Annotated in this window: 18 protein-coding genes, 3 tRNA genes and 1 pseudogene; 3 read left to right on the plus strand and 19 right to left on the minus strand. The window is 58.4% G+C overall.

Translation table 11 applies throughout. From position 1 onward, the window contains the following. Positions 1 to 2 precede the first annotated feature (2 nt). The 5 genes from ACTG3T_RS03710 to ACTG3T_RS03730 all read right to left on the minus strand — a co-directional run bounded on the left by ACTG3T_RS03710 (position 3) and on the right by ACTG3T_RS03730 (position 3,777). Positions 3 to 79, minus strand: a tRNA-Arg gene (locus ACTG3T_RS03710). Between the two features lie 162 nt (positions 80 to 241). Beyond that, positions 242 to 317: transfer RNA gene (locus tag ACTG3T_RS03715), tRNA-His, on the minus strand. Between the two features lie 114 nt (positions 318 to 431). Next, positions 432 to 508, minus strand: a tRNA-Pro gene (locus ACTG3T_RS03720). Between the two features lie 191 nt (positions 509 to 699). Then, positions 700 to 2,088: a cysteine--tRNA ligase gene (gene cysS / locus ACTG3T_RS03725; RefSeq protein WP_439100918.1), complete on the minus strand. Its 1,389-nt coding sequence runs from the start codon at positions 2,086 to 2,088 to the stop codon at positions 700 to 702. Between the two features lie 24 nt (positions 2,089 to 2,112). After that, on the minus strand, positions 2,113 to 3,777 hold the full coding sequence (locus ACTG3T_RS03730; protein ID WP_439100919.1) for a glutamine--tRNA ligase/YqeY domain fusion protein: 1,665 nt from the start codon (positions 3,775 to 3,777) through the stop codon (positions 2,113 to 2,115). 198 nt (positions 3,778 to 3,975) lie between these two features. On the opposite strand from ACTG3T_RS03730, the gene ACTG3T_RS03735 reads away from it, so the two are divergent. Together ACTG3T_RS03735 and ACTG3T_RS03740 are read left to right on the plus strand one after the other, a co-directional pair. Beyond that, positions 3,976 to 4,479 carry a peptidylprolyl isomerase gene (locus ACTG3T_RS03735; protein WP_439100920.1) on the plus strand — a complete coding sequence of 168 codons (504 nt, stop codon included), beginning with the start codon at positions 3,976 to 3,978 and terminating at the stop codon, positions 4,477 to 4,479. 57 nt (positions 4,480 to 4,536) lie between these two features. Further along, positions 4,537 to 5,256, plus strand: coding sequence for a UDP-2,3-diacylglucosamine diphosphatase (locus ACTG3T_RS03740; protein WP_439100921.1), 720 nt, complete (start codon positions 4,537 to 4,539; stop codon positions 5,254 to 5,256). 54 nt (positions 5,257 to 5,310) lie between these two features. On the opposite strand, the gene ACTG3T_RS03745 is transcribed toward ACTG3T_RS03740, so the two are convergent. Together ACTG3T_RS03745 and ACTG3T_RS03750 are read right to left on the minus strand one after the other, a co-directional pair. Beyond that, positions 5,311 to 5,943, minus strand: coding sequence for a tRNA-(ms[2]io[6]A)-hydroxylase (locus ACTG3T_RS03745; protein WP_439100950.1), 633 nt, complete (start codon positions 5,941 to 5,943; stop codon positions 5,311 to 5,313). A gap of 5 nt (positions 5,944 to 5,948) precedes the next feature. Beyond that, the gene (locus tag ACTG3T_RS03750) at positions 5,949 to 6,425 is read right to left on the minus strand and encodes a DUF1289 domain-containing protein (RefSeq protein WP_439100922.1); all 477 of its coding nucleotides are present in this window, start codon (positions 6,423 to 6,425) and stop codon (positions 5,949 to 5,951) included. Between the two features lie 322 nt (positions 6,426 to 6,747). Here ACTG3T_RS03750 and acnB point away from each other — a divergent pair, with 322 nt between their 5' ends. Next, entirely contained in the window at positions 6,748 to 9,360 is a 2,613-nt protein-coding gene (gene acnB, locus ACTG3T_RS03755; protein WP_439100923.1) for a bifunctional aconitate hydratase 2/2-methylisocitrate dehydratase, read from the plus strand. A 63-nt stretch (positions 9,361 to 9,423) separates the two neighbouring features. Here the strand turns inward: acnB and ACTG3T_RS03760 are convergent, their stop codons facing one another. The 12 genes and pseudogenes from ACTG3T_RS03760 to ACTG3T_RS03815 all read right to left on the minus strand — a co-directional run bounded on the left by ACTG3T_RS03760 (position 9,424) and on the right by ACTG3T_RS03815 (position 22,627). Then, the gene (locus ACTG3T_RS03760) at positions 9,424 to 11,427 is read right to left on the minus strand and encodes a transglutaminase TgpA family protein (protein WP_439100924.1); all 2,004 of its coding nucleotides are present in this window, start codon (positions 11,425 to 11,427) and stop codon (positions 9,424 to 9,426) included. Next, a complete protein-coding gene (locus tag ACTG3T_RS03765; protein WP_439100925.1) occupies positions 11,424 to 12,464 on the minus strand; it encodes a DUF58 domain-containing protein in 1,041 nt (346 codons plus the stop codon). The genes ACTG3T_RS03760 and ACTG3T_RS03765 overlap by 4 nt, the downstream gene beginning before the upstream one ends. Next, complete coding sequence (locus tag ACTG3T_RS03770; RefSeq protein ID WP_439100926.1) at positions 12,445 to 13,371, minus strand: AAA family ATPase; 927 nt, start codon at positions 13,369 to 13,371, stop codon at positions 12,445 to 12,447. The genes ACTG3T_RS03765 and ACTG3T_RS03770 overlap by 20 nt, the downstream gene beginning before the upstream one ends. 4 nt (positions 13,372 to 13,375) lie before the next feature. After that, positions 13,376 to 14,551, minus strand: a complete 1,176-nt coding sequence (locus ACTG3T_RS03775) for an O-succinylhomoserine sulfhydrylase (RefSeq protein ID WP_439100951.1) — start codon at positions 14,549 to 14,551, stop codon at positions 13,376 to 13,378. Positions 14,552 to 14,588: 37 nt separating this feature from the next. Beyond that, entirely contained in the window at positions 14,589 to 16,109 is a 1,521-nt protein-coding gene (gene purF / locus ACTG3T_RS03780) for an amidophosphoribosyltransferase (RefSeq protein ID WP_439100927.1), read from the minus strand. Positions 16,110 to 16,158: 49 nt separating this feature from the next. Further along, a complete protein-coding gene (locus ACTG3T_RS03785) occupies positions 16,159 to 16,686 on the minus strand; it encodes a CvpA family protein (RefSeq protein WP_439100928.1) in 528 nt (175 codons plus the stop codon). Further along, positions 16,683 to 17,285: an SPOR domain-containing protein gene (locus tag ACTG3T_RS03790; protein ID WP_439100929.1), complete on the minus strand. Its 603-nt coding sequence runs from the start codon at positions 17,283 to 17,285 to the stop codon at positions 16,683 to 16,685. The genes ACTG3T_RS03785 and ACTG3T_RS03790 overlap by 4 nt, the downstream gene beginning before the upstream one ends. A 13-nt stretch (positions 17,286 to 17,298) precedes the next feature. Further along, on the minus strand, positions 17,299 to 18,576 hold the full coding sequence (locus ACTG3T_RS03795) for a bifunctional folylpolyglutamate synthase/dihydrofolate synthase (RefSeq protein ID WP_439100930.1): 1,278 nt from the start codon (positions 18,574 to 18,576) through the stop codon (positions 17,299 to 17,301). A gap of 460 nt (positions 18,577 to 19,036) precedes the next feature. Continuing rightward, positions 19,037 to 19,879 (minus strand): annotated as a pseudogene (accD, locus tag ACTG3T_RS03800) (acetyl-CoA carboxylase, carboxyltransferase subunit beta); the annotation flags it as partial. Between the two features lie 51 nt (positions 19,880 to 19,930). Continuing rightward, a complete protein-coding gene (trpA, locus tag ACTG3T_RS03805) occupies positions 19,931 to 20,761 on the minus strand; it encodes a tryptophan synthase subunit alpha (RefSeq protein ID WP_439100931.1) in 831 nt (276 codons plus the stop codon). A gap of 7 nt (positions 20,762 to 20,768) precedes the next feature. After that, positions 20,769 to 21,989: a tryptophan synthase subunit beta gene (gene trpB / locus ACTG3T_RS03810; protein WP_439100932.1), complete on the minus strand. Its 1,221-nt coding sequence runs from the start codon at positions 21,987 to 21,989 to the stop codon at positions 20,769 to 20,771. Next, on the minus strand, positions 21,986 to 22,627 hold the full coding sequence (locus tag ACTG3T_RS03815; RefSeq protein ID WP_439100933.1) for a phosphoribosylanthranilate isomerase: 642 nt from the start codon (positions 22,625 to 22,627) through the stop codon (positions 21,986 to 21,988). Before ACTG3T_RS03815 ends, trpB begins: the two co-directional genes overlap by 4 nt. Positions 22,628 to 22,652: the final 25 nt, after the last annotated feature.

Genomic DNA, 22,652 nt, shown 5'->3' on the forward strand with positions numbered 1-22,652 from the left:
ATTGGCGCGCCCAGGAGGATTCGAACCCCCGACCGCCGGCTTAGAAGGCCGATGCTCTATCCAGCTGAGCTATGAGCGCGTGTGAAAACTGTCGTGTACAAAATGCCGGGCAATTGTAGGTGTTGCGGGACGCCGATGGAACCATCAAACAACCCGCGAGCCGAACGAAGGCCGAAACACACCATTGACAAACACCCATAACAAAGTTGGTGAAAAGGCGATGGTCAGAGGCGAAAGGAAATGGGGTGGCCGACGGGTCTTGAACCCGCTACCTCCGGAGTCACAATCCGGTGCTCTACCTGGTGAGCTACGGCCACCACTAAACGGTTTCCTGACAACACCGTCAAACCCTGGGGCAATTCAGTCTGAGCAAGGCTCAATGAATGCCGGCTTGGCGGTGCTTTTGGAAGATGGAAAGGTTCAGGTAAAAGTGGTCGGGGTAGAGAGATTCGAACTCCCGACATCCTGCTCCCAAAGCAGGCGCGCTACCAGACTGCGCTATACCCCGATGTAACCTTTAAAACCTTACCCCTAACCCGCTGATCACGCCACTCTAATACCAACGATTACAACAAGCGTTTCAACACGCCTCTCTTGCTGCGTTTTGTCGCGTTTGCTCAAATCACCGCGATCTGCGATTAAGCCCGATTTAGGGAGCGCGAATCTTACTCATCCGCCCCACCCTCGTCAATGAAAAACCTAACTGTTTACCCTACGCCAGAGAGTCCCTTCGGCAGAGTCCTCCAGGACAATACCCGCCGCGGTTAACTCCTCGCGAATCTCATCGGCCCGGGCGTAATTCTTGGCTGTTTTGGCTGCGGCCCGCTCGGCGATGAGGGCATCAATCGCAGCTGCATCCAAACTATCTTCGGTGGTGGCTCTGTCGCCCTGCAGCCACTCCAAAGGATCCTGCTGAAGAATGCCCAGAAGATTCCCCGCTGCCAACAATCGGGCCTTGAGCACGGGCTTATCGTCATCCGACGCCTTGTTGATGTCCCGGGCAAGTACGTGAAGCTCACTGATCGCCAGCGGTGTGTTCAGATCATCACAGAGCGCTGCGTAAAACGCCTCGCCCTCCAGACTCACTTCCGTATCCAACTCGATGTGTTGCACGCTGCGCAGGGTATTGTAGAAATTCGTGAGTGTCTGTTCGGCCTGCGCGAGGAGCGCATCCGAGAAATTCAGCGGTGATCGATAGTGGGCAGACAGTAAGGCAAAGCGCAGCACCTCACCACGGTAGCGCGTGAGCAGCTCCCGGATGGTTGCGACATTACCCAGGGACTTGGACATCTTCTCGCCGTCCATGTCCAAGAAGGCGTTGTGCATCCAGACCCGCACAAACTCATCGCCAAAGGCACAGCAGCTTTGGGCAAGCTCGTTCTCATGGTGAGGAAAAATAAGGTCCCTGCCGCCGCCATGAATATCAATGGTGGGCCCCAAATGCTCCCTAATCATTGCCGAGCACTCGAGATGCCAGCCCGGTCGTACCCGCCCCCAGGGGCTGTCCCATCCGGGTTCGTCGTCGCTGGAGGGCTTCCACAGAACAAAATCCCCAGGGTGCCGCTTGTAATCCGCCACCTCTACCCGGGCGCCGGCCAGCATATCGTCCAGGGAGCGACCCGAGAGCTGGCCGTAGTCTTCCATGGAGGTCACGGCAAAAAGCACATGCCCTTGGGAGGCATAGGCGTGGCCCTTGTCAATAAGCGTTTCCGTGAGCGCGATCATTGGGCCGATGTTGTCCGTCGCGTGGGGTTCAAGGGTTGGCGGCAAGGCGTTGAGCTGCGCTGTGTCCTCGCGATATTTTTCTGTGAACTCCCCGGCGATGACGTCGATGGGCACACCCTGCTCCCGGGCCGCCAGCATAATCTTGTCGTCGATGTCCGTGATATTGCGCGCGTACACAACCTCATCGTAGCGGGTTTGCAGCAGCCTAAACAGGGTGTCAAACACCACCACGGGGCGGGCATTGCCAATATGCGCCAGGTTGTACACCGTCGGGCCACACACATACATGGTCACGCGATCCGGATTTACGGGACTGAATACTTCCTTGCCCTTGGCACGCGTGTTGTAAAGCTGCAGGTCCACGGTCATTACTTCCTCAAACTGAACTTAGGTTTTGCTGGCCCAAACGTCGCGAAGACCGATGGTCTGATTGAATACGGGGGCTTCGGGACTGTGATCAAAGCGATCTGCCACGAAATAGCCCTCGCGCTCAAACTGGAATCGCGATTCGGGATCCGCCACCGCCGCTCCCGGCTCCACCAGCACTCCATCAATGGTTCGGAGCGACTCCGCATTCAGAAAACTCATAAAGTCAGCACCGCCACGATCCGGCGCCGGGTCCGTAAACAGGCGGTCATATAGCCGTACCGTAGCCGGAACCGCCGATGACGCCTCTACCCAATGAATAACGCCCTTGGGTTTAACGCCATCCCCCGGGTCATTGCCCAGAGTGCCTTCAATAAGGTCTGCAATAACGCCCACCACCTCTCCGTCGGCATTCTTCTCCACATCCACGGCCTCAATCACATAGGCGTTACGCAGCCTTACCCGCTTGCCAAGCACCAGGCGCTTGAACTTTTTATTGGCCTCTTCCCGAAAATCCTCGGCATCGATAAACAGATTGCCGGAGAACGGCAGGCTGCGCTCGCCCAGGTCTTCCCGGGACGGATGCGCCGCTGCAGTAATGGCCGCGTGATCGGCCGGCACATTGCGCAGAGTGAGCTTCAGTGGATTGAGCACGCACATGGCCCGGGGCGCATTCTGGTTGAGATCGTCGCGAATGGCATGCTCCAGCATGGCCACATCCACCACGCCATCGGAGCGCGAGGTTCCCACCATTTCACAAAAGTGCCGAATGGCGGCAGGCGTGTAACCACGGCGACGCATTCCGGCTACGGTGGGCATTCGCGGATCATCCCAGGCACTCACAATACCTTCATCAACAAGCTGCTTGAGCTTGCGCTTGCTGGTGATGGTGTAGCTGGTATTCAGACGCCCGAACTCATACTGCCGCGGCTGGCTCTCGACGGGAAGGTTGCTGATAAACCAGTCGTACAAGGGACGGTGATCTTCAAACTCCAGGGTGCAGATAGAGTGGGTCACCCCCTCGATGGCATCTTCCTGACCGTGGGCAAAATCGTAGGTCGGATAAATGGGCCAGGCGTCACCGGTCTGGTGATGGTGGGCCTTGCGAATGCGGTAGAGAATGGGGTCGCGCATGTTCATGTTCGGGTGAGTCATGTCGATTTTGGCGCGCAGGACGCGCTCGCCATCGGCAAATTCGCCGGCGCGCATACGCCGAAGCAGATCCAGGTTCTCCTCCGCAGATCGTTCCCGAAAGGGACTGTTGCGTCCAGGCTCCGTCAGAGTGCCGCGATACTCCCGGGCTTCATCGGGACTCAAGTCATCGACATAGGCCTTGCCCTGCTCCACCAGGTACTCGGCCCAGCCATAGAGCGTATCGAAGTAGCTGGAGGCAAAGCGCACCGGCCCCTCCCAGCTGTAACCCAGCCAGGCCACATCGGCCTGTATGGACTCAATAAACTCCTGGCTCTCTTTTTCGGGGTTGGTGTCGTCAAAGCGCAGACGGCAGATGCCACCGAACTCTTCCGCCAGGCCAAAATTGACGCTGATGGATTTTGCGTGGCCGATGTGCAGATAGCCATTGGGCTCCGGCGGAAACCGGGTGACGATCTGAGGTACTTTCTCTGACCGCAGATCCTCGGCGATTAGCGAGCGCAAAAAATTGTTGCTGGCAGTACCAGATTCCACGATAGGGGGCCTCCGCCCTTCAAAAAGCGGCGTAGTATACCGGCAGCGGCCACAGACAGTCAGTAAGCAAGATTGCCACGGGCCTGCGCGGACAAATTAAGCACCAGAAACTGTCCAAAAGGTTCTCTCTGTCCGTCAAAACCAGTACCATCGCCACCCTTCTGAAAAACCTGAATACGCAACACACAAGGATTCTTTATGGTCACCCTCAACACTACCTACGGCCCTATCAAGATCGAGCTAAACGAAGAGAAAGCCCCCGCTACGGTGGCTAACTTTATGATGTATGCTCGTGAGGGGCTGTACGATGGGACTATTTTTCACCGGGTCATTGATAACTTCATGATTCAGGGCGGTGGCTTTGATGCAGATATGCAGCAAAAAGAGACCAAGGAGCCCATCGAGAACGAAGCAGATAACGGCCTCAAAAACGATTTTGGCACCGTCGCCATGGCCCGCACCATGGACCCCCACTCCGCCACGGCCCAGTTCTTTATCAACGTCAAGGACAACGACTTTCTGAATCACAGCGGCAAAACCATGCAGGGCTGGGGCTACGCCGTTTTTGGCAAGGTCGTTGATGGTGACGAGGTGCTGGACAAGATCCGCGCAGTCCCGACCACCTCCCGGGGCGGTCATCAGGACGTTCCTGCCGAAACGGTCATTATCGAGTCGGTAGATATTGACGAAGACGAAAGCTAAGCTGATTTAAGGTATTAAATTAAGTAACGCTACGTTAGGCAAAGCAGCGCCAGCATCATGAGCCAGCGCTGCTTTTTTATCTCCGACCTGCACCTCGATGAGTCCCGGCCCTGTGTAACGGCCGCTCTCGAGGCATTTCTTCATGAGCACCGGGATGCGGCGGCGCTTTATATTCTGGGCGATCTTTTTGAGTTCTGGATTGGTGATGACGATGACACTCCCATCGCCATGGAAGTCGCGCGAATCCTCCGCGAGTATCAGCAAGCGGGCCCTGAGCTTTACCTCATGCACGGTAACCGTGATTTTTTGCTCGGCGAGCGTTTTGTGGCGGCGGTGGGCGGCCAGCTGCTTCCCGATCCGAGCGTTGTCGAGATCGATGGCCAGCGACTGTTACTCATGCACGGCGACAGTCTTTGCACCCGCGATACGGATTATCAGGCTTTTCGTAACCTTGCCCGGGACCCAAACTGGCAGGCAGAGATGCTTTCCCAAAGCCTGGAAACACGGCGGGCACTTGCGCAACAGCTTCGCAAAACAAGCCGCGACGCCGGCAGTCGCAAAGCAGATGACATCATGGATGTCACCGACGAAGAAGTGACGGCCGTTATGGCGTCCACGCAGTGCGCCACGCTTATTCACGGACACACGCATCGGCCGGCAACCCACAAAGAAGCGACGGGCATGCGATGGGTGCTGGGCGACTGGGACAAAACGGGCTGGTATCTGCAGCTGGAACGCGGCGAATTAAAGCTGATTGAATTCAATATAAATCAGTAGCTTAAAGGCAAATTTTCACAGTGATTATAGATGGCATACGCTACGGTAACATCGCTACTTAGGCACACCGGAGTGAAAACGAAACTCCTCATCCTCACTCTCGATCAGCTTCCTCTCCGCCTCCAGAAGAGGGGTCAGCCTTTCTTCAACATCCACTGAGGGTGCCAGCTCCCGCGCCAGAGTCAGGTAATCCATAAAGTGTCGGGACTCGGAGCGCAGGAGGCTGGCATAAAACCGCCCCAGCTCTTCGTTCACCGCACCCACCACAGGCTGCACCGCCGCAAAACGCTCACAGGACCGAGCTTCGATGATTGCACCCACCAACAAGGTATCCACCAGTCGCTGGGGCTCGTTTTTGGCCACCTGCGCTCTTAGTCCCGCCGCGTAGCGCGATGCGCTCAGCTGCGGGTAGTCCATGCCGCGCTTTTCAATAATCGCCAGCACCTGCTCAAAATGGCGCAGCTCTTCCCGCGCTAACCGGGACAGCTTGTGCAGCAAGGCCGGGTGCTCCACGTAGCGATACATGAGGTTCAGAGCTGTAGACGCGGCCTTCTTCTCGCAATTGGCATGATCGATGAGCAATACAGGAAGATTTTCTGGTGCGCCCGCCGCCACTATCCATTCGGTAGGCGTATCGCAAAACAGAAAATCTTTGATGGGCGCCATATCGACCCCCGCTACCATCATGGCGGTCACGACGCACGCTCCTCGGTAAACAAATCGGGGAGCAGGTGGTAGCGCTCGTAATGGGCGCTCGACAGTGCGTAGTACTCCTGATCAATCTGCTCCCGCAGCTCCAGGAGTGAGCTGTCGCGATGTTTTAAGTCCACTTCAAAGCCAAAGGCCGTGGGGTCTTCTATTTGCCCCGCTCCCGCTTTCAAAAGCGCAAATAACCAGCAGTGCGGATCGTGATCCGGGTTGTGGCGAATCTGCTGGGTCTGCAGCTGCCAGGCCAGGAGACTGCTGTCGGTGACGCGCAGGCGGTTTTGCACGCACTGTGCCAGAAACTGCGCCAGGCGCGCATCCACAATGCGCTTTTGTTCTTCGCTGTAGCCGTTCCAGTGGATCACCTCATGGGCAAAGCGCTTGCAGCCCCGGCACACGCTATCGCCAATGCCTGTGGAACAGACACCAATGCAGGGTGTTTTGATGCGGGGAAGGCGTTGCATCGCAGGTTGTCAGTCTCAAGCACTATTAGGACGCAAGGATAATGACTCTGCCCTGAAGATGCACCGCTGAATCGTCATTTGCGGGATCAAGACTCGCTAACTCAACGCAATTACACAAAAGAGCTCAAAAAATACACAGCAACATTCCCAAAAAGGCCCCACGCCGCGCATGTCATTTACATGATGAATAGCACCCATAAACCTCTGATTTCTGGTGTGATTTGCACGTCTAGTCTATAATCTGTCGCGTTAATTTAGGGTCACGGGCCTGAGCAAAACGCCCTCAAAGCCCCTTAAATCACCCAAGATCAAGGAGTTATACATGCTCGACGCTTACCGCCAACACGAAGCCGAACGCGCTGCCCAAGGCATTCCCGCCAAACCTCTTCTCGCGGAGCAGGTGGCTGAGCTCATCGAGTTAATCAAGGCTCCCCCCGCCGGAGAAGAAGCGTTTTTGCTGTCACTCCTTGCGGATCGCGTGCCGCCTGGCGTCGATGAGGCGGCCTACGTTAAAGCCGGCTTTCTATCCGCCATAGCTAAAGGCGAATCCGAATGCCCGCTCATCAGCCGCGAGGATGCGGTAAAACTGCTGGGCAACATGCACGGTGGCTACAATATCGAAACGCTGGTGACGCTCCTGAGCGATGACGCCCTCGCTGCTATGGCGGCCGACGAGCTGAAACACACCCTCCTGGTGTTCGACGCATTTCACGACGTGGCGGAGCTTGCCAAAAATGGCAATGCCCACGCACAGGGCGTGATGCAAAGCTGGGCAGAGGGCGAATGGTTCACCAATCGTGATGCAGTACCCGAGTCCATCAAGGTCGCTGTGTTTAAAGTCACGGGAGAAACCAACACCGACGATCTCTCCCCTGCTCCCGATGCCTGGAGCCGCCCTGACATCCCTCTTCACGCGCTGGCCATGTACAAGATGACTCGCGACGGGCTCACCCCCGAGGAACACGGGGTAACCGGCCCCATGGGACAGATCAAAGAAATCCAGGAGAAGGGATACCCCGTCGCGTTTGTGGGCGACGTTGTAGGCACCGGTTCCTCACGCAAATCCGCCACCAACTCCGTATTGTGGTTCTTTGGTGACGACGTGTCGGGTGTGCCCAACAAAAAAGCGGGTGGTATCTGCATTGGCGGCAAAGTTGCGCCAATCTTTTACAACACCATGGAAGATGCCGGCGCACTGGTTTTTGAAGCCCCGGTAGACGACATTGGCATGGGCGATGTTATCGAAATTCGCCCCTATGATGGCAAAATCCTCAGCGAATCAGGAGATACCCTCTCCGAGTTTGAACTGAAATCTCAGGTACTCCTGGACGAGGTGCAGGCTGGCGGTCGTATCAATCTGATCATTGGCCGAGGCCTCACCACTCGCGCGCGAGAAGCACTGGAGATGCCCCCATCAGAATTGTTCCGCACACCGGAGCAACCCGCCGACACCGGCAAGGGTTACACCCTCGCCCAGAAAATGGTCGGTAAAGCCTGCGGCATGGAAGGCGTGCGGCCCGGCACCTACTGCGAACCTCTAATGACTACCGTAGGCTCCCAGGACACGACCGGCCCCATGACCCGCGATGAACTTAAAGACCTTGCCTGTCTGGGCTTCTCTGCGGACCTGACCATGCAGAGCTTCTGTCACACCGCGGCTTACCCCAAGCCTGTGGATATAGATACCCAGCACTCCCTGCCCGATTTCATTATGACCCGCGGTGGTGTATCCCTGCGCCCCGGCGACGGTATTATTCACAGCTGGCTGAACCGCATGCTCCTCCCCGACACGGTAGGCACCGGGGGTGATTCTCACACGCGTTTTCCCATGGGGATTTCCTTCCCCGCCGGTTCGGGCCTCGTGGCCTTTGCCGCCGCCACCGGCGTAATGCCTCTGGACATGCCCGAGTCGGTGCTGGTGCGTTTTAAGGGCGAGATGCAGCCCGGTATTACTTTGCGTGACCTGGTCCATGCCATCCCCTACTACGCGATCCAGGAAGGGCATCTCACCGTCGACAAAAAGGGCAAGAAGAACATCTTCTCAGGCAGGATTCTGGAGATCGAAGGCCTCCCGGACCTGACCCTGGAGCAGGCCTTTGAGCTGTCCGATGCGTCTGCCGAGCGGTCCTGTGCCGGGTGCACCATTGATCTGTCAGAAGAGACCGTTGCGGAATCCCTGCGCTCGAACATCACCCTGCTGCGCGCCATGATCTCTGAAGGCTACGGGGATTCCCGTACGCTCGAGCGTCGCGCACAAAAGATGGAAGAGTGGCTGGCGAATCCGACGCTCATGCGCGCCGACAAGGACGCGGAATACACGGCCGTTATTGAGATCGATCTGGCGGATGTCACTGAGCCCATCGTGTGTGCGCCCAACGATCCTGACGATGCGCGCCTGCTGTCTGAAGTGGCCGGCGACAAGGTTGATGAGGTGTTTATCGGCTCCTGCATGACCAACATCGGCCACTTCCGCGCGGCGGGTAAGTTGCTGGAGCAATACAAAGGCACCATCAACACTCGCCTGTGGGTGGTTCCGCCCACACGCATGGATGAGCATCTGCTCATGGAAGAAGGCTACTACAACATCTTTGGCGCCGCCGGAGCGCGCACGGAGATGCCAGGTTGCAGCCTGTGTATGGGCAACCAGGCCCGGGTAGCGGCCAACTCCACGGTGCTCAGCACCAGCACCCGTAACTTCCCCAACCGTCTGGGCGATGGCGCGAATGTCTACCTGACATCGGCAGAGCTTGCCGCGGTGGGCTCCATACTGGGCAAGCTGCCCACGCCGGAGGAGTACATGGAGTACGCGAAGAACCTCAAAGCTATGAGTGCTGAGATCTATCGCTACATGAACTTCGACCAGATTGTGGAGTTCCAGAAGCTGGCGGAAGACGGCAAGCGGATTGCGGCGGTGGAGGTCAGCGAAGTCGCCTAAGGGGCGTCCAGCGAGCTAAGAGCGCTCGCGTCAGTCCCTCGTCCCCTGGTCGCGGTCTGGCTTTTAAAGAGAGAACTGTATTCCCCGGATGCGTTTGCGCAGCTCTCGACGCAGCCGCTCCCTATCCTGGGATTCTGCGGCCGGGCCATACACACACAGGGCCAGCAGCCGATACAGGGAACGCAGGGACTCCGCCTGCGCCGGCCAGCGCTCCGCCGCCCGCTCGGTGAGCTGCGCCGGGGTTTCTCCCGGTTGCTCCGGTAGACCCCGCCGCCACAGCGCGCGCTGAAAGCGCAGCAGTTCCTCTTCAAAAACCGGCCGCGGTGCGGGCCGCGCCCCACGAAACAAAAACAGCGACACCAATGCCATGGTCAGCGCCCCGCAACCCAACAGCACTCCAAGGGAACGACTGACAGAGATTTCACCGAGGACAACCCGCAGCAAATCAAACTGGGCCTGTCCGTCAAAGCCCGTCACCCAGCTTTGCCAGCGGTAGGTCAGCGCGTCATAACGTAGCCGCAAGGAGTTTACCCAGTTCACCCCCCGGTATCTGAGGGGTGACAGAGGCGACTCCGACAGAAAGCTCCCCTCCGCAGCCACAGCACGTTCAAGCCCGTAGAGAATTCTGTCCGGGGATACCGCAGCGGTGGGGTCTACGCGCACCCAGCCGCGCCCCTCCAACCACACCTCATTCCAGGCATGGGCATCAAACTGATGAACGATCACCGTTCGGTTGACCGGATTCACCTCGCCACCGAGATAGCCGCCGACAATGCGGGTCGGGATTCCCACACTGCGCATCATGACCGCAAAGGCGTAAGCATAGTGTTCGCAAAAGCCCCGACGACTGGCAAAGAGAAATTCATCCATGGCATCGTCATTGCCCAGCAGGGGCGGTTGGAGCGTGTAAAAGAAGGACTGATTCCGAAAGTACGCCAGCACCGCATCCACAAATGCAGAGGTCGAGCCTGCCTCAGCATAGAGTGAGGCGGCAAGCGCTCGGGTTTCCGGGTTGTCCTCAAGCGGCAGCGCCGTCTCTTTGTCTCGGCGCCAGTCACTCAGCATATTCTGCAATGTCGCGTCGGGCCAACTCTGCACCGAGTATTGATATTCGTTTTCAATGATGACCGGGGAATAGAGACGATAGTCATGGAGCTCCATGACCTCCGGCTTTTGTGTGCGCGCGTAGCGCAGGGCAAACAACCAGTTCTGCTGCGTGGGCGCCATGATGATGCTGTAGCGCAAAGGGTCGCCGTCCGTGCTAGCCGTGGGAGCGCGACGTTCCTCTGCGGGAATCTCAAAATAGCGAAGGCTACGCCAGGTTCCCTCTTCCAGCGCGCTGAGCACAATGCCCCGCCAATACAGTTCCGATGCGGGGGGGATTTCCCCGTCAAATTCTGCTCTAAAGGCCACCGCATCCGATTGGCTTAAATTGGACACATCGCCGGGTCGAAGGCGGTCGCTCATGCCGGTCTGGGCAGTGTGGCTTTTCATGGGCACGGACCACAAAGGGCCGATTCTCGGAAAGAGAAAAAACAGTACCAGCATCAGTGGCACAGACTGCAACAGCATCACGCCGGCCGTGCGCAGGGGCTGAAAGTCCCGGAGTCGACCTGCGGGACGATGCACACTCACCAGCGCCGAGGTCAGAATCCACACGAGCACCAGGGAGTAGGCAACAATAAGCAGATCCTGAGTAAACAAAAACTCCGTAAGGCAGACAAAGTAGCCCAGAAAAATAACGACGTAGGCGTCCTTGCGGGAGCGCATTTCTGTGAGCTTGAGAGCAAAAGCTGTAAGCAGAAAAGCCACCATCGGTTCCATTCCCAGCAGGGAGCCATAGCTCAGCACAATCCCTCCCGCGGCGGCGATGGCAAGGACGACTTTAAGCCATCGACCGGGCAGTTCTACGCGGCCTCGAAAAGCCTGTACGCGCCAGATAAAGGCCAGTAAGTACACCGCCGCAACCCAGAGGGGCAATCTTGGAAGGTGAGGCAACAGCAACAGGGCCTGCGCCACGATAATCCACAGCAGCGCAGGACGGGGAAGTTGCTCCGATTGCTTCATGCGGTATGCTCAGCGTCGTTGAGCCCAAACAGCGCCAGTGCCCGCAGGGCCTCATCACGCTGGCGATCACCGGCAGACGGCGCGATTTCGACGCCGGGAATGCGCAGGCCAAACTCAAATTCCCGTCGGTGATAGTCCAGCACCCAGTGACACAGGGCGGACAAACGACGCTCCCGGTCAAGACCGGAAAACTGATCCCATTCCAGCCAACGGGCGTCGGCCACAGCACTGGCGTAGTCCTTGGTCTGGAGTGTCTGTCCCCGGGCCAGACCTTTCCAGTAGACCCGCCGGGGATTGTCACCGGCGCGGTAATCACGGATACCATAAAACTCATCATCGCCCTTCCCCGATAGCCAGCGCCCATCCGGGGAATCGCCCGCTGCACCCTCGGGCTCTGCTGCGACCAGGGGCGCTGGGTACACAAGGGCACACTGATCGAGATCCACCCAGGTCCAGCAACGAAGAAGACCCAGAGGATAACTGCTCTCGATGCGCAGGCGCTCCGGCCGGTACCAGCCGCGCCGACCCACAGGAATATGGAGCACCAGGTCACGACTGGCACCGGGCTCCATATCGATTTCTTCCACGGCGACCATGGCGGGGCTGGACAGCAGATCGGTAAACAGGCGCCGACGTCGACGCATCTCAGGCGCCTCAGGCCAGCCCACCAGCAAGGCATGGTGTCCTCGCTTGTTGCTCGAGGAAAAGCGCAGATGGAAACCGCTGCGCTGCCCGGCAAAGGCATCTCCAGCCCTGACGGCGGTGATGGTAAGTCCCGATAAATTAGCGTAGGTATGCAGCACGGCCACGACGAAGAGGTTGGCCAGCAGAAAAGTCAGCGCATAGCTCATATTGTTCTGATAGTTGATGGCCGCTATGAGCATGACCAGCAAACACAGGGCAAAAAAGAATCCCGTACGCGACGGAAAGATAAAAATCTGCCGCTGGCTGAGCGTCACGGACCGCGCGCGGGGAATCCGCCTGTCCAGCCAGCGCATCCAGCGCTGACTCACCACCTCAGACCACGTCGACGTCACGCTGCAGCAGCGCTACCAGCGCCATTCCATCACCGGAGAATCCACCACCGGGTTGCAGGCGGTGAGCAGTCACCCCCGGGAGCACCGCCTGCACGTCGTCGGGAAGGACATGATCCCGATCATCCATCAGTGCCCAGGTCTTGGCCGATCGCAGCAGCGCCAGCACGCCCCGAGGCGACAATCCAACGGCGAATTCCCCACCCTCTCGGGATCGCGCCGCGATGCGTTGCACGTAGTCCAGCAGAGAATCCGAGGCATGGACCTCATCCACCGCCGCACGAATGGCCTCGAGAGCGGACTCGTCGATGCATCGCTTCAGGGAGGGTTTTTGGATGGCGCCCCGGGAGGAGCGGAGCATTTCACGCTCGGCGAGGGCATCGGGATAGCCCAACTCGATACGCATGAGAAAACGGTCGAGCTGGGACTCAGGCAGCGGATAGGTCCCGCTCTGCTCGAGGGGGTTCTGGGTCGCAATAACGAAGAAGGGCTGGGGCAAAGGGCGCGTATCGCCTTCTAGCGTCACCTGTCCTTCTGCCATGGCCTCCAGCAGCGCGCTCTGGGTTCGCGGCGTACTCCGGTTAATCTCGTCCGCGAGTAATACCTGGGTAAAGATTGGGCCGGGATGAAACTCAAAACGCTGCTCTGCACTGTGGTAAATGGATAACCCCAGAATATCCGCAGGCAGCAGATCCGAGGTAAATTGCACTCGCTGATAGGACAGACCAAGTACCTGCGCAAGGGCATGGGACAGTGTCGTCTTACCCATGCCGGGCAGGTCTTCAATGAGAAGATGCCCCCTTGCCAGCAGACAACAAATCGCCTGACGCAGCTGCGGCTCTTTGCCCAGAAGCACCGTTGCGATCTCTTCGACCGCTGCATCGACCAGAGCCTTTGTGCCGCTGCTCACGATTTTAGCCAAGGGCGTCGAGCCCTCGAGCAAGATCCGCTTTCAAATCATCAATATCTTCAAGACCTACGGCAACGCGAATCAGGTTATCGGTGATCCCCGCCGCCTGCCGCTCTTCGGCCGAGATACGGCTGTGCGTGGTGGTCGCGGGGTGCACTATTGTTGTTTTAGCATCGCCAAGATTCGCAGTAAGCGACATCAGGCGCGTGCTATCAATGACCTGCCAGGCCTGTGCCTGAGCGCCGCGCACCCGAAAAGATAAAACGCCGCCAAAAGCCGATTGCTGCTTCGCCGCCAGGGCATGGCCCGGATGGCTCTCAAGGCCGGCATAAAAAACCGCCTCGACTTGCGGGTGTGCCTCGAGCCAGGTCGCCAGCTCCAGCGCAGACGCGCTGTGCGCTCGCATGCGCAGCGACAAGGTCTCGAGCCCTTTTAAAAACACCCAGGCGTTGAACGCGCTCATGGTAGGTCCACAACTGCGCAAAAAACCCAATACCTGATCCATGAGGTCCTGACGGCCGAGCACTGCCCCGCCCACACAGCGACCCTGACCATCGAGATACTTGGTCGCCGAGTGAATAACAATATCCGCCCCGAAGGCCAGAGGCTGCTGCAGCGCCGGAGAGCAAAAGCAGTTATCTACCACCAGCAATGCATCTGCAGCCTGCGCCATCGCGGCCATGCTCTGCATATCCGCCACCTCACAAAGGGGGTTGGACGGCGTTTCGAGATAAAGAAGTTTCGTGTTGTCCTGAAGCGCCGTCTGCCAGCCGTCCACGGGAAGCAGCGGCACAAAGGTGACCTCGACACCAAAATTGGCGAGGTATTTGGCAAAGAGAGTCCGGGTCGTGCCAAACACATCCCGAGAACACAGCACGTGATCACCGGCCTTGAGCAGCGCCATGCAGGCACTCAAGATTGCCGACATACCAGAGGCCGTGGCGACACAGGCTTCAGCACCCTCAAGAGCGGCGAGGCGATCTTCAAAGCCTCTCACCGTGGGATTGGTGTAGCGCGAATAAACGTTACCGGGATCATCCCCGGCAAAACGCGCTGCCGCGTGGGCCGCGTCATCGAACACATAGCTGGATGTCATGAACAGCGCTTCGCTGTGTTCGCCTTCAGGGGAGCGGTTGATTCCGCTTCTCACCGCCAGGCTCTGCCAGTGCAGCTCGTCCATTTTCGGATCGTCTCTCTTACTCACGATACTGTTTCACTCACGACACGGTCTCGTTGTAGATACCCACGCCATCTCCGTCGCCGGACTGACGATCCATACTCTGGGCTTCGTCGTTACGCTCCGCATCCAGCAACGCAAGATAAGCTTCATCCACATCACCGGTGACGTAGTTACCATCGAACACCGAGCAGTCAAAGGCGTCCACCAGAGGATTGCCCTCACGAGAGCAGCTGATGAGCTCATCGAGATCCTGGTACACAAGCCAGTCCGCATTGATCAACGCGCCGATTTCTTCCACCGTTTTATCGTGGGCGATGAGCTCACCGGGCGATGGCATGTCGATACCGTAGACATTGGGGAAGCGCACCGGCGGCGCTGCCGATGCGACATACACTCGGGCAGCCCCGGCATCCCTGGCCATCTGAATAATCTCCCGGGACGTCGTGCCGCGGACAATAGAATCATCCACCAGCATGACGTTCTTGCCCTCAAACTCCAAACGGATGGGGTTGAGCTTCTGACGCACTGATTTCCGGCGCTGCTGCTGCCCGGGCATAATAAAAGTCCGTCCGATGTAACGGTTTTTCACGAAGGCCTCGCGGTACTTAATGCCCAGGGATTGAGCCAGGGCAAGGCCTGCGGTGCGGCTGCTGTCGGGTATGGGGATGACCACATCTATGTCGTGGTCCGGCCTTTCTCTAAGGATTTTTCGTGCCAGAGCCTCGCCCTGTCGCGCCCGGGTTTTGTATACGGATATTTCATCAATGAGGCTGTCCGGGCGCGCGAAATAGACGTGCTCAAAAATACAGGGACGCAGCATTGGTGCATCGGCACACTGGCGCATATGCAGCTGGCGATTCGAATCGATGTAGACCGCTTCGCCGGGGGCCACATCGCTGAGGAGACGAAACCCCAGTACATCTAAAGCGACGCTTTCAGAGGCCACCATGTACTCCCGTTCGCTCCCCTCGCCGCGATAACCGACTACCAGGGGGCGGATACCAAAGGGGTCGCGAAAGGCAATCACGCCGTAATTCACCAGCATGGCTACCGCTGCGTAGCCACCGCGACAGCGACGGTGCACCGCCGAAACCGCAGCAAACAAATCATCGGGCTCCGGGTGCAGTTTGGCACGCCGCTGGAGCTCGTAGGCAAACACATTGAGCAGCACCTCGGAGTCCGAATCGGTATTCAGATGGCGCATCTCGCTTTCGAACAGCTCCTGACGCAGCTCCCGGGAATTGGTGAGATTGCCGTTATGGGCCAGGGCAATACCGTAGGGAGAATTGACATAAAAGGGCTGTGCATTCGCGGCACCGGGACTCCCCGCCGTGGGATAGCGCACGTGACCGATACCAATGTTGCCGTCCAAACGCTGCATGTGATGTTGACGAAACACGTCCCGCACCAGCCCCACGCTCTTGCGCTGGTGAAAGCGATCTTCACTGCAGGTCATGATGCCCGCGGCATCCTGCCCTCTATGCTGCAGTACGGTCAGTGCATCATAGATATCAGGGGCCACTCTTCCCTTGCCGACAATGCCGGTTAAACCACACACTTAATCGGGCCCTCCAGATCAGATACCAGATATTCGCAGCATTGCGCCGTCATGCGTTCAGCCCCTTAATCTCGACATCACGGAACTCATCGAAGAGACGCATGCTCCAGGACAGCATGACGTCGATATGCGGCATGAGTTCTGAATCGGCCAGCAGGCTCTGTTCACTTTTGGGCACGATCTCCCGAACGACAAACACCAGGGCCATCACAATCAGGGCGCCACGAAGGACCCCGAAAACCGACCCCAGCAGTCGATCCAGCACCCCAAGGCCCGATGCCTTGATAAGGCTCGCAAAAAGTTTTGCCGACAGAGAACTTGCCACGAGGGTCAGAACAAACAACAGTGACCAGGCGACGATAAAGCGCCCCGTGCGATTGGCGATGAGGTCACCGATCTGGTCCGCAACGGTGACCGCCAGCAGGTTTGCGACAATGAACGCGACGACCCATCCAGCTAGAGAGATAGCCTCCCGCACAAAGCCTCGCCACAAACTGAGCAGGGCCGAGAGGGTGATAATTACCATAACGACCCAATCAAAACCGTTGAAGGATCCAAGCTGAGGCCAGTCACTCATGGGAGGTACCGTATTATCAGGGATTCAACGCGCCAGGCTTTATCCACCGAATTCTTCACGGGGCGGAGCTCATCCTTGCTGTAACGGGGCCCCACCAGGACCCGATAAAGCACCCGATCATCACGACGCATGCGCTTTACATACCCTTTGTAACCAGCGGCAACCAGCTCATCGCGAAGGGTATCCGCACGCGCCTTGTCTCCCATGGTAGCGACCTGCAGGGAATAAGCGACAGGCAAGCCATCTTCATCCATGGCCGGCGACTTTAACGCAATACGCGCCTCGTCCAATTCCAACCCAGGCATGGTCACTTCCCGGGAAGGGAGAGCTGCAGGCTCCAGGTCTGTTTCGCGATCACCCACGGGAAACTCCACATCGGGGGTCTCCTGACCCTGCGCCTCAGCCCGGGTTCCGGTTCTCAAACCGAGGCTATCAGGCTCCGGCAAGGGTGTAAGGTCCACTGGGGGCGCCGAGGGAACGGTCACACGGAGATCGGAGCTCTCCTCGCTTCCCGGCACAAAAATAATCGGCCAGAATACAACGGCCAGCGCGACGAGAATAAGTGCGCCCACCAGACGCTGTTTAACGAGACTATCCACCGATCTTAACTGCTCACACTGGGGTTTTGGGAAGTTCGATATTCAATAAAGCCATTATACCCGCAACGCTGTGGAAAGAGCCGCATACCACCAGACGATCACCCGGCGCACTGCCTTCAAGTAACTGCCTCCACACGGCGTCGGCGGTGAATTCCCCCTGGGGAATCGCGATATCCAGATCATCCAGCGCCTCCCATACCGCCTCCGGGGCCGCAGCCCGGTCTATGCCGGGGATGGCGAGGGCACAGGCCCCATCCACTGCGGAGGCGAGGGACCGGGCCATGCGGGGCAGGTCTTTATCTTTCATGAGTCCCAGGGCTGCAAAGGTTTTGCCGGAGACCGATCGCGTGCGCAGGTGCTCCACCAAGGCGTCCATGGCCGCTGGATTATGAGCAACATCGAGGATCAGCTCACGGTTAGCAAAATTGATTGTCTGCCGCCGCGCCGGCACAGAAAGATACTGAAGCGCTTCCCGGGTCTTTTGCGGGTCGAAAGCATCGCCCAGGGAACAGGCACTAGCCTGCAGCGCGGCTCCAAGATTGGATGGACGCAGCCCATCCGGGACTAAAAACGCCAGAGGCTGCCCATGCTTATACAAAGCAACGCGCAGCTTATCCTCATAGGCCCAGGACCACTCCCGCCCTGCTCGAAGGGCGACGGCACCAATAGCGTCGAGGGTCTGAAACAGCGTAGCCGGATAGTCACCTTCGGCTAACACTACCGGACATTGAGCGCGAGCTACGGCAGCCTTCTCCGGCGCTATCTGCTCTACGGTGTCGCCAAGCCAGTGCTGATGATCCAGATCTATGGCGGTGATTACAGCGATGTCCGAATCCACCAGGTTGACCGCGTCCAGACGTCCGCCCAGACCTACTTCCATGACCGCCACATCCACGCAGAGCTCCCTGAAAATCCAGAAGGCCGCCAGAGTCGCAAATTCAAAGTAGGTCAGCGTAACGTCTCCCCTCGCCGCTTCAATGGCATCGAACGCGGCAACGATTTGCCCGTCGGTCACCGGACGGCCATCTACGGCAATGCGTTCGTTAAAACTCAGAAGATGAGGCGACGTATAGCGACCGGTACGCCTGCCGTGGGAACGAAGAATACAGTCGGTGCTATAGACCACACTGCCCTTGCCGTTGGTGCCGGCGACAGTGATGACCTCGGGGCCATAGGGGAGCAAGGCCAGCCGCTCCGCGGCTGTGCGGACCCGCGCCAGCCCCAGATCAATATCTACCGGGTGAAGCTGCTCAAGGTAACGCAGCCATTCGCCCAGGGAGCGTTCAGGCATCCGACTTTTTGTTCACCGGCTCCCCGTTGCCATCGGACGCAGCATCGTCCGCGCTATCCCTATCCGAACCGGTAAGGTCATCGCTGACGATGCCCTCATCGGCCTCGTCAAGCTCATCGTGCGGATCACCATCGACGGTATCAGCGCCCTCCATGGATTCATCGCGGGACGAATTCTCCGCCGGATCGTCAGGAACATCGTCGGACTCCGCAGAATCGTGACCAGCGATATCTGCTTGATCGAGCGCATCGGGAACCTCTTTCCCAGCTGCGGACTCCGAATCGCTCTGGCCGGCCCCTGTATCTTTTGACTCAAGGTCTGCGGGGGACGCGCCTACCTGGCCTGTTTTTTCCGCCTCATCGTCACCCTCATTGGCCGCACGCTCCGTATCGAGGACCACCGCCGAGACAGCCTCAACGTCGACCACGGTTTCCAGAGAGGACAGCGCCGGAACATTCATGAGCTTGGCAAGGTTGCGCGCAATGGTATCGCGCAGCTCCAGGCGGGGAACGATCATGTCGATGGCCCCGTGCTCCAGCAGAAATTCACTGCGCTGAAAGCCCTTGGGCAACTTTTGCCTGATCGTCTGCTCGATAATATTAGGACCGGCAAAACCCGCGCGAGCATCAGGTTCTGCAATATTCAGGTCGCCCAATAGCGCCAGCGAAGCAGATACACCGCCGTAAATGGGATCCGTGAGCACCGACACGTAGGGCACAGATTCGGAGTGCATGCGCTCAATCACTGCACTGGTTTTCGCCATTTGCATGAGAGAGATAAGTGCTTCCTGCATACGGGCACCACCGGATGCAGCAAAGCAGATCAGCGGCATACGTTCTTTTAAGGCAAGCTGCGCCGCCTGGGAGAACTTCTCCCCCACCGCCTGCCCCATGGATCCGCCGTGAAAACCAAATTCAAAGGCTACGGCAACCACCGGAATTCCATGCAAAGCACCGCGCATAGCGATGAGGGCATCGCGCTCTCCGGTAGACTTTTGTGCTGCGGATAAACGGGCAGAGTATTTCTTCTTGTCACGAAAGCGCAGACGGTCCACCGGTTCAATATTGGTGAACACTTCCTCACGCCCCTCCTCGTCCAAAAAGATATTCAGACGCTTACGGGCACTGAGGCGCATGTGATGATCACACTTGGGACAGACGTTGGCGTTGCGCTCAAGATCGGGCCGGTAAAGCACTGCCTCGCATTTAATACACTTGGTCCAGACACCCTCTGGTACCGTTGCTCGCTTGGTACCTTCGGCCTTGCTGATACCCGAAGGCAGAATTTTGTCGATCCAGCTCATAGAGCGCTCTCCAGCAGGTGGTAAGGCCGCATTATACGCATCCGTAGAGGCTTAGGTCCCGTCGGCGGTGATGCGATCCACATGCTCGCGAATGTCAGCGAGCATCGCTTTGGCGGCTTGAAGAATCTGCGTCTTGTCACCTCCCTCTTCGGCCACGTCTGCAAGACGCTGCACCAGAGCCGAGCCCACCACAACGCCATCGGCCACTTCCGCCACCGCTGCCGCCGACGGACCATCCTTAATGCCAAAGCCCACGCACACAGGAAGATCCGTGTGAGTGCGAATCTCTTCCAGGGAGCGGGCTACGGCATCCTGGTCCAGGTTGCCGGCACCCGTGACGCCCTTGAGCGATACGTAGTAGATGAAGCCACTGGCCTCCTCCGCGATGAGCGCCATGCGCTCACTCGGCGTGGTGGGCGCAATAAGAAAGATATTGTCCATCTCTACGCGGCGCAGCTCCCGGTTGAGCATCGCCACTTCTTCGGGGGGAATATCCACACTCAGTAGCGCATCCACACCACTCGCTGCGGCACGATCGGCAAACTGCGCGTGCCCCATGTGCTCCACGGGGTTGGCATAACCCATGAGAAGCACGGGGGTTGTCTGGTTATGCTTGCGAAACTCCACCATGAGCTCCAACACACCGCGCAGACGAACCCCGCGATCCAGAGCGCGCTCGTGGCTCCGCTGGATCACCGGGCCTTCGGACATGGGATCAGAAAAAGGCACACCCAACTCGATGATATCCGCGCCGGCTTCCACCAGCGCCAGCATGAGGTCCACGGTAATCTCTACCCCGGGATCGCCGGCAACAATGTAGGGAATCACTGCTTTTCGATTTCGTGCTTTGAGATCCGCAAAACACGCCGCTATTCGACTCATCGCCTGATCAGACCTCAATGCCTTCGAGACGGGCCACCGTCAGAATATCTTTGTCGCCCCGTCCGGAGAGATTCACCACAATGTGTTGCTCAGGGGTCATCGTGGCGGCCAACCGCTCAGCGTAGGCCAGTGCATGGGCTGTTTCCAACGCGGGCATAATGCCCTCTACCCGCGTGGTTTTATGAAACGCGGCCAGCGCCTCTTCATCATTGGCAGAGACGTAATTCACGCGGCCGATATCCTTAAGCCAGGAATGTTCAGGACCCACGCCAGGGTAGTCGAGCCCGGCAGACACTGAGTGGGTATGCGTGATCTGACCGTCTTCATCCTGCATGAGATAGGTGCGGTTGCCGTGGAGGACACCCGGGGAACCGGCGGACAACGGTGCTGCATGTTCTCCGCTTTCGATGCCCAAACCGCCCGCTTCCACACCGTACATGGCAACGGACTCGTCGTTCAGGAAAGGATGGAACAAGCCAATGGCATTAGATCCCCCGCCGACACAGGCAACCAGGGCATCGGGCAGCTTACCGTTCTGAGCGAGGCACTGGGCCCGAGCCTCGCGGCCGATGACGCACTGAAAATCCCGTACCAACATTGGGTATGGATGAGGTCCCGCAACGGTGCCGATGATGTAAAAGGTGTCGTCCACGTTGGTCACCCAGTCCCGCATGGCTTCGTTCATGGCGTCTTTCAATGTTGCCGAGCCTGAGGTCACGGGAACCACCGTCGCACCCAAAAGCTTCATGCGGTACACATTCAGGGACTGGCGCTGAACATCCTCCGCGCCCATAAACACATGACAGTCCAGGCCCAGACGGGCGGCAATGGTTGCCGTCGCCACCCCATGCTGTCCCGCACCGGTCTCTGCGATGACGCGGGGCTTACCCATGTGCTTTGCGAGAAGGGCCTGCCCGACGGTGTTGTTCACCTTGTGCGCACCCGTGTGATTCAGATCTTCCCGCTTGAAGAAGATCCTCGCCCCGCCGATCTCGTCGGACCAGCGACGCGCTTCGTAAAGCGGTGACGGGCGTCCGACGTAATGGGCCAGATCATGATCAAACTCCGCCTGAAAATCCGCGTCTTGGGACAGCTGGCGGTAGACCGCCTCCAGCTCTGCAAGCGCCGACATGAGCGTCTCTGCCACGTATTTTCCGCCATAGGATCCAAAGCGGCCGTCAGCATCCGGCTGATTGGAAAAACTCAAGGGATTTAAATCAATAGTCATGCCGCTGCATCCTCATGCTTGCGTTTATCTGCTTTGCGCACCGCATGAACGAATTCACGCATGCGTATCGGGTCCTTCTCGCCGGGCGCACTCTCCACACCACCGCTCACATCAACTGCCGGTGGCGCAACCTGGGCTATAGCCGTGCCTACGTTATCCGCAGTGAGCCCCCCAGCCAGTATCCAGGGCCTTTGCAGAGCCGGAAGCCGGCCCCAGGCAAAGGTATCGCCCGTACCTCCCGGAGCATCGGGACGCCACGCGTCGAAAAGTACCGCCCGCGCCTCACTGTGCTCTTGAAGCTCCGTCTGAACATCAACCTCGGGCCGCATACTGATGACTTTGATGTAGGGCCGGCCGAACTGCCGACAAAACGCCGCGGACTCGCCGCCGTGAAACTGCAGGCAGTCCAGGGGACAGCGATCCAGTATCCGCGCCACTTCCTCCGCAGTCGCATTAACAAACAAGCCCACGGTGGTAACCAGGGCCGGCGTGGCTCGAACGACGGTGGCAGCCTCCAGGGCCGTCACCGAGCGACTGCTCCGGTTGTAAAAGACCAGACCGATGGCATCCGCTCCCGCCGCACTGGCCGCCTCCGCCATATCCGCGCTGCGCACGCCACATATTTTGACCCGGGTCATCGTTTATCTGTGCCTTACTAACAGG

The organism is Congregibacter sp., assembly GCF_965660375.1.
In the GTDB taxonomy this organism is placed as follows: domain Bacteria; phylum Pseudomonadota; class Gammaproteobacteria; order Pseudomonadales; family Halieaceae; genus Congregibacter.

Excerpts from the sequence above, each read along its gene's own strand:
- ACTG3T_RS03815 (WP_439100933.1), bottom strand. The coding sequence starts at position 22,627 with ATGACCCGGGTCAAAATATGTGGCGTGCGCAGCGCGGATATGGCGGAG.
- ACTG3T_RS03740 (WP_439100921.1), top strand. The coding sequence starts at position 4,537 with ATGAGCCAGCGCTGCTTTTTTATCTCCGACCTGCACCTCGATGAGTCC.
- ACTG3T_RS03775 (WP_439100951.1), bottom strand. The coding sequence starts at position 14,551 with ATGGACGAGCTGCACTGGCAGAGCCTGGCGGTGAGAAGCGGAATCAAC.
- ACTG3T_RS03750 (WP_439100922.1), bottom strand. The coding sequence starts at position 6,425 with ATGCAACGCCTTCCCCGCATCAAAACACCCTGCATTGGTGTCTGTTCC.
- ACTG3T_RS03760 (WP_439100924.1), bottom strand. The coding sequence starts at position 11,427 with ATGAAGCAATCGGAGCAACTTCCCCGTCCTGCGCTGCTGTGGATTATC.
- ACTG3T_RS03745 (WP_439100950.1), bottom strand. The coding sequence starts at position 5,943 with ATGATGGTAGCGGGGGTCGATATGGCGCCCATCAAAGATTTTCTGTTT.
- acnB (WP_439100923.1), top strand. The coding sequence starts at position 6,748 with ATGCTCGACGCTTACCGCCAACACGAAGCCGAACGCGCTGCCCAAGGC.
- ACTG3T_RS03795 (WP_439100930.1), bottom strand. The coding sequence starts at position 18,576 with ATGCCTGAACGCTCCCTGGGCGAATGGCTGCGTTACCTTGAGCAGCTT.
- trpA (WP_439100931.1), bottom strand. The coding sequence starts at position 20,761 with ATGAGTCGAATAGCGGCGTGTTTTGCGGATCTCAAAGCACGAAATCGA.
- ACTG3T_RS03735 (WP_439100920.1), top strand. The coding sequence starts at position 3,976 with ATGGTCACCCTCAACACTACCTACGGCCCTATCAAGATCGAGCTAAAC.
- trpB (WP_439100932.1), bottom strand. The coding sequence starts at position 21,989 with ATGACTATTGATTTAAATCCCTTGAGTTTTTCCAATCAGCCGGATGCT.
- ACTG3T_RS03785 (WP_439100928.1), bottom strand. The coding sequence starts at position 16,686 with ATGAGTGACTGGCCTCAGCTTGGATCCTTCAACGGTTTTGATTGGGTC.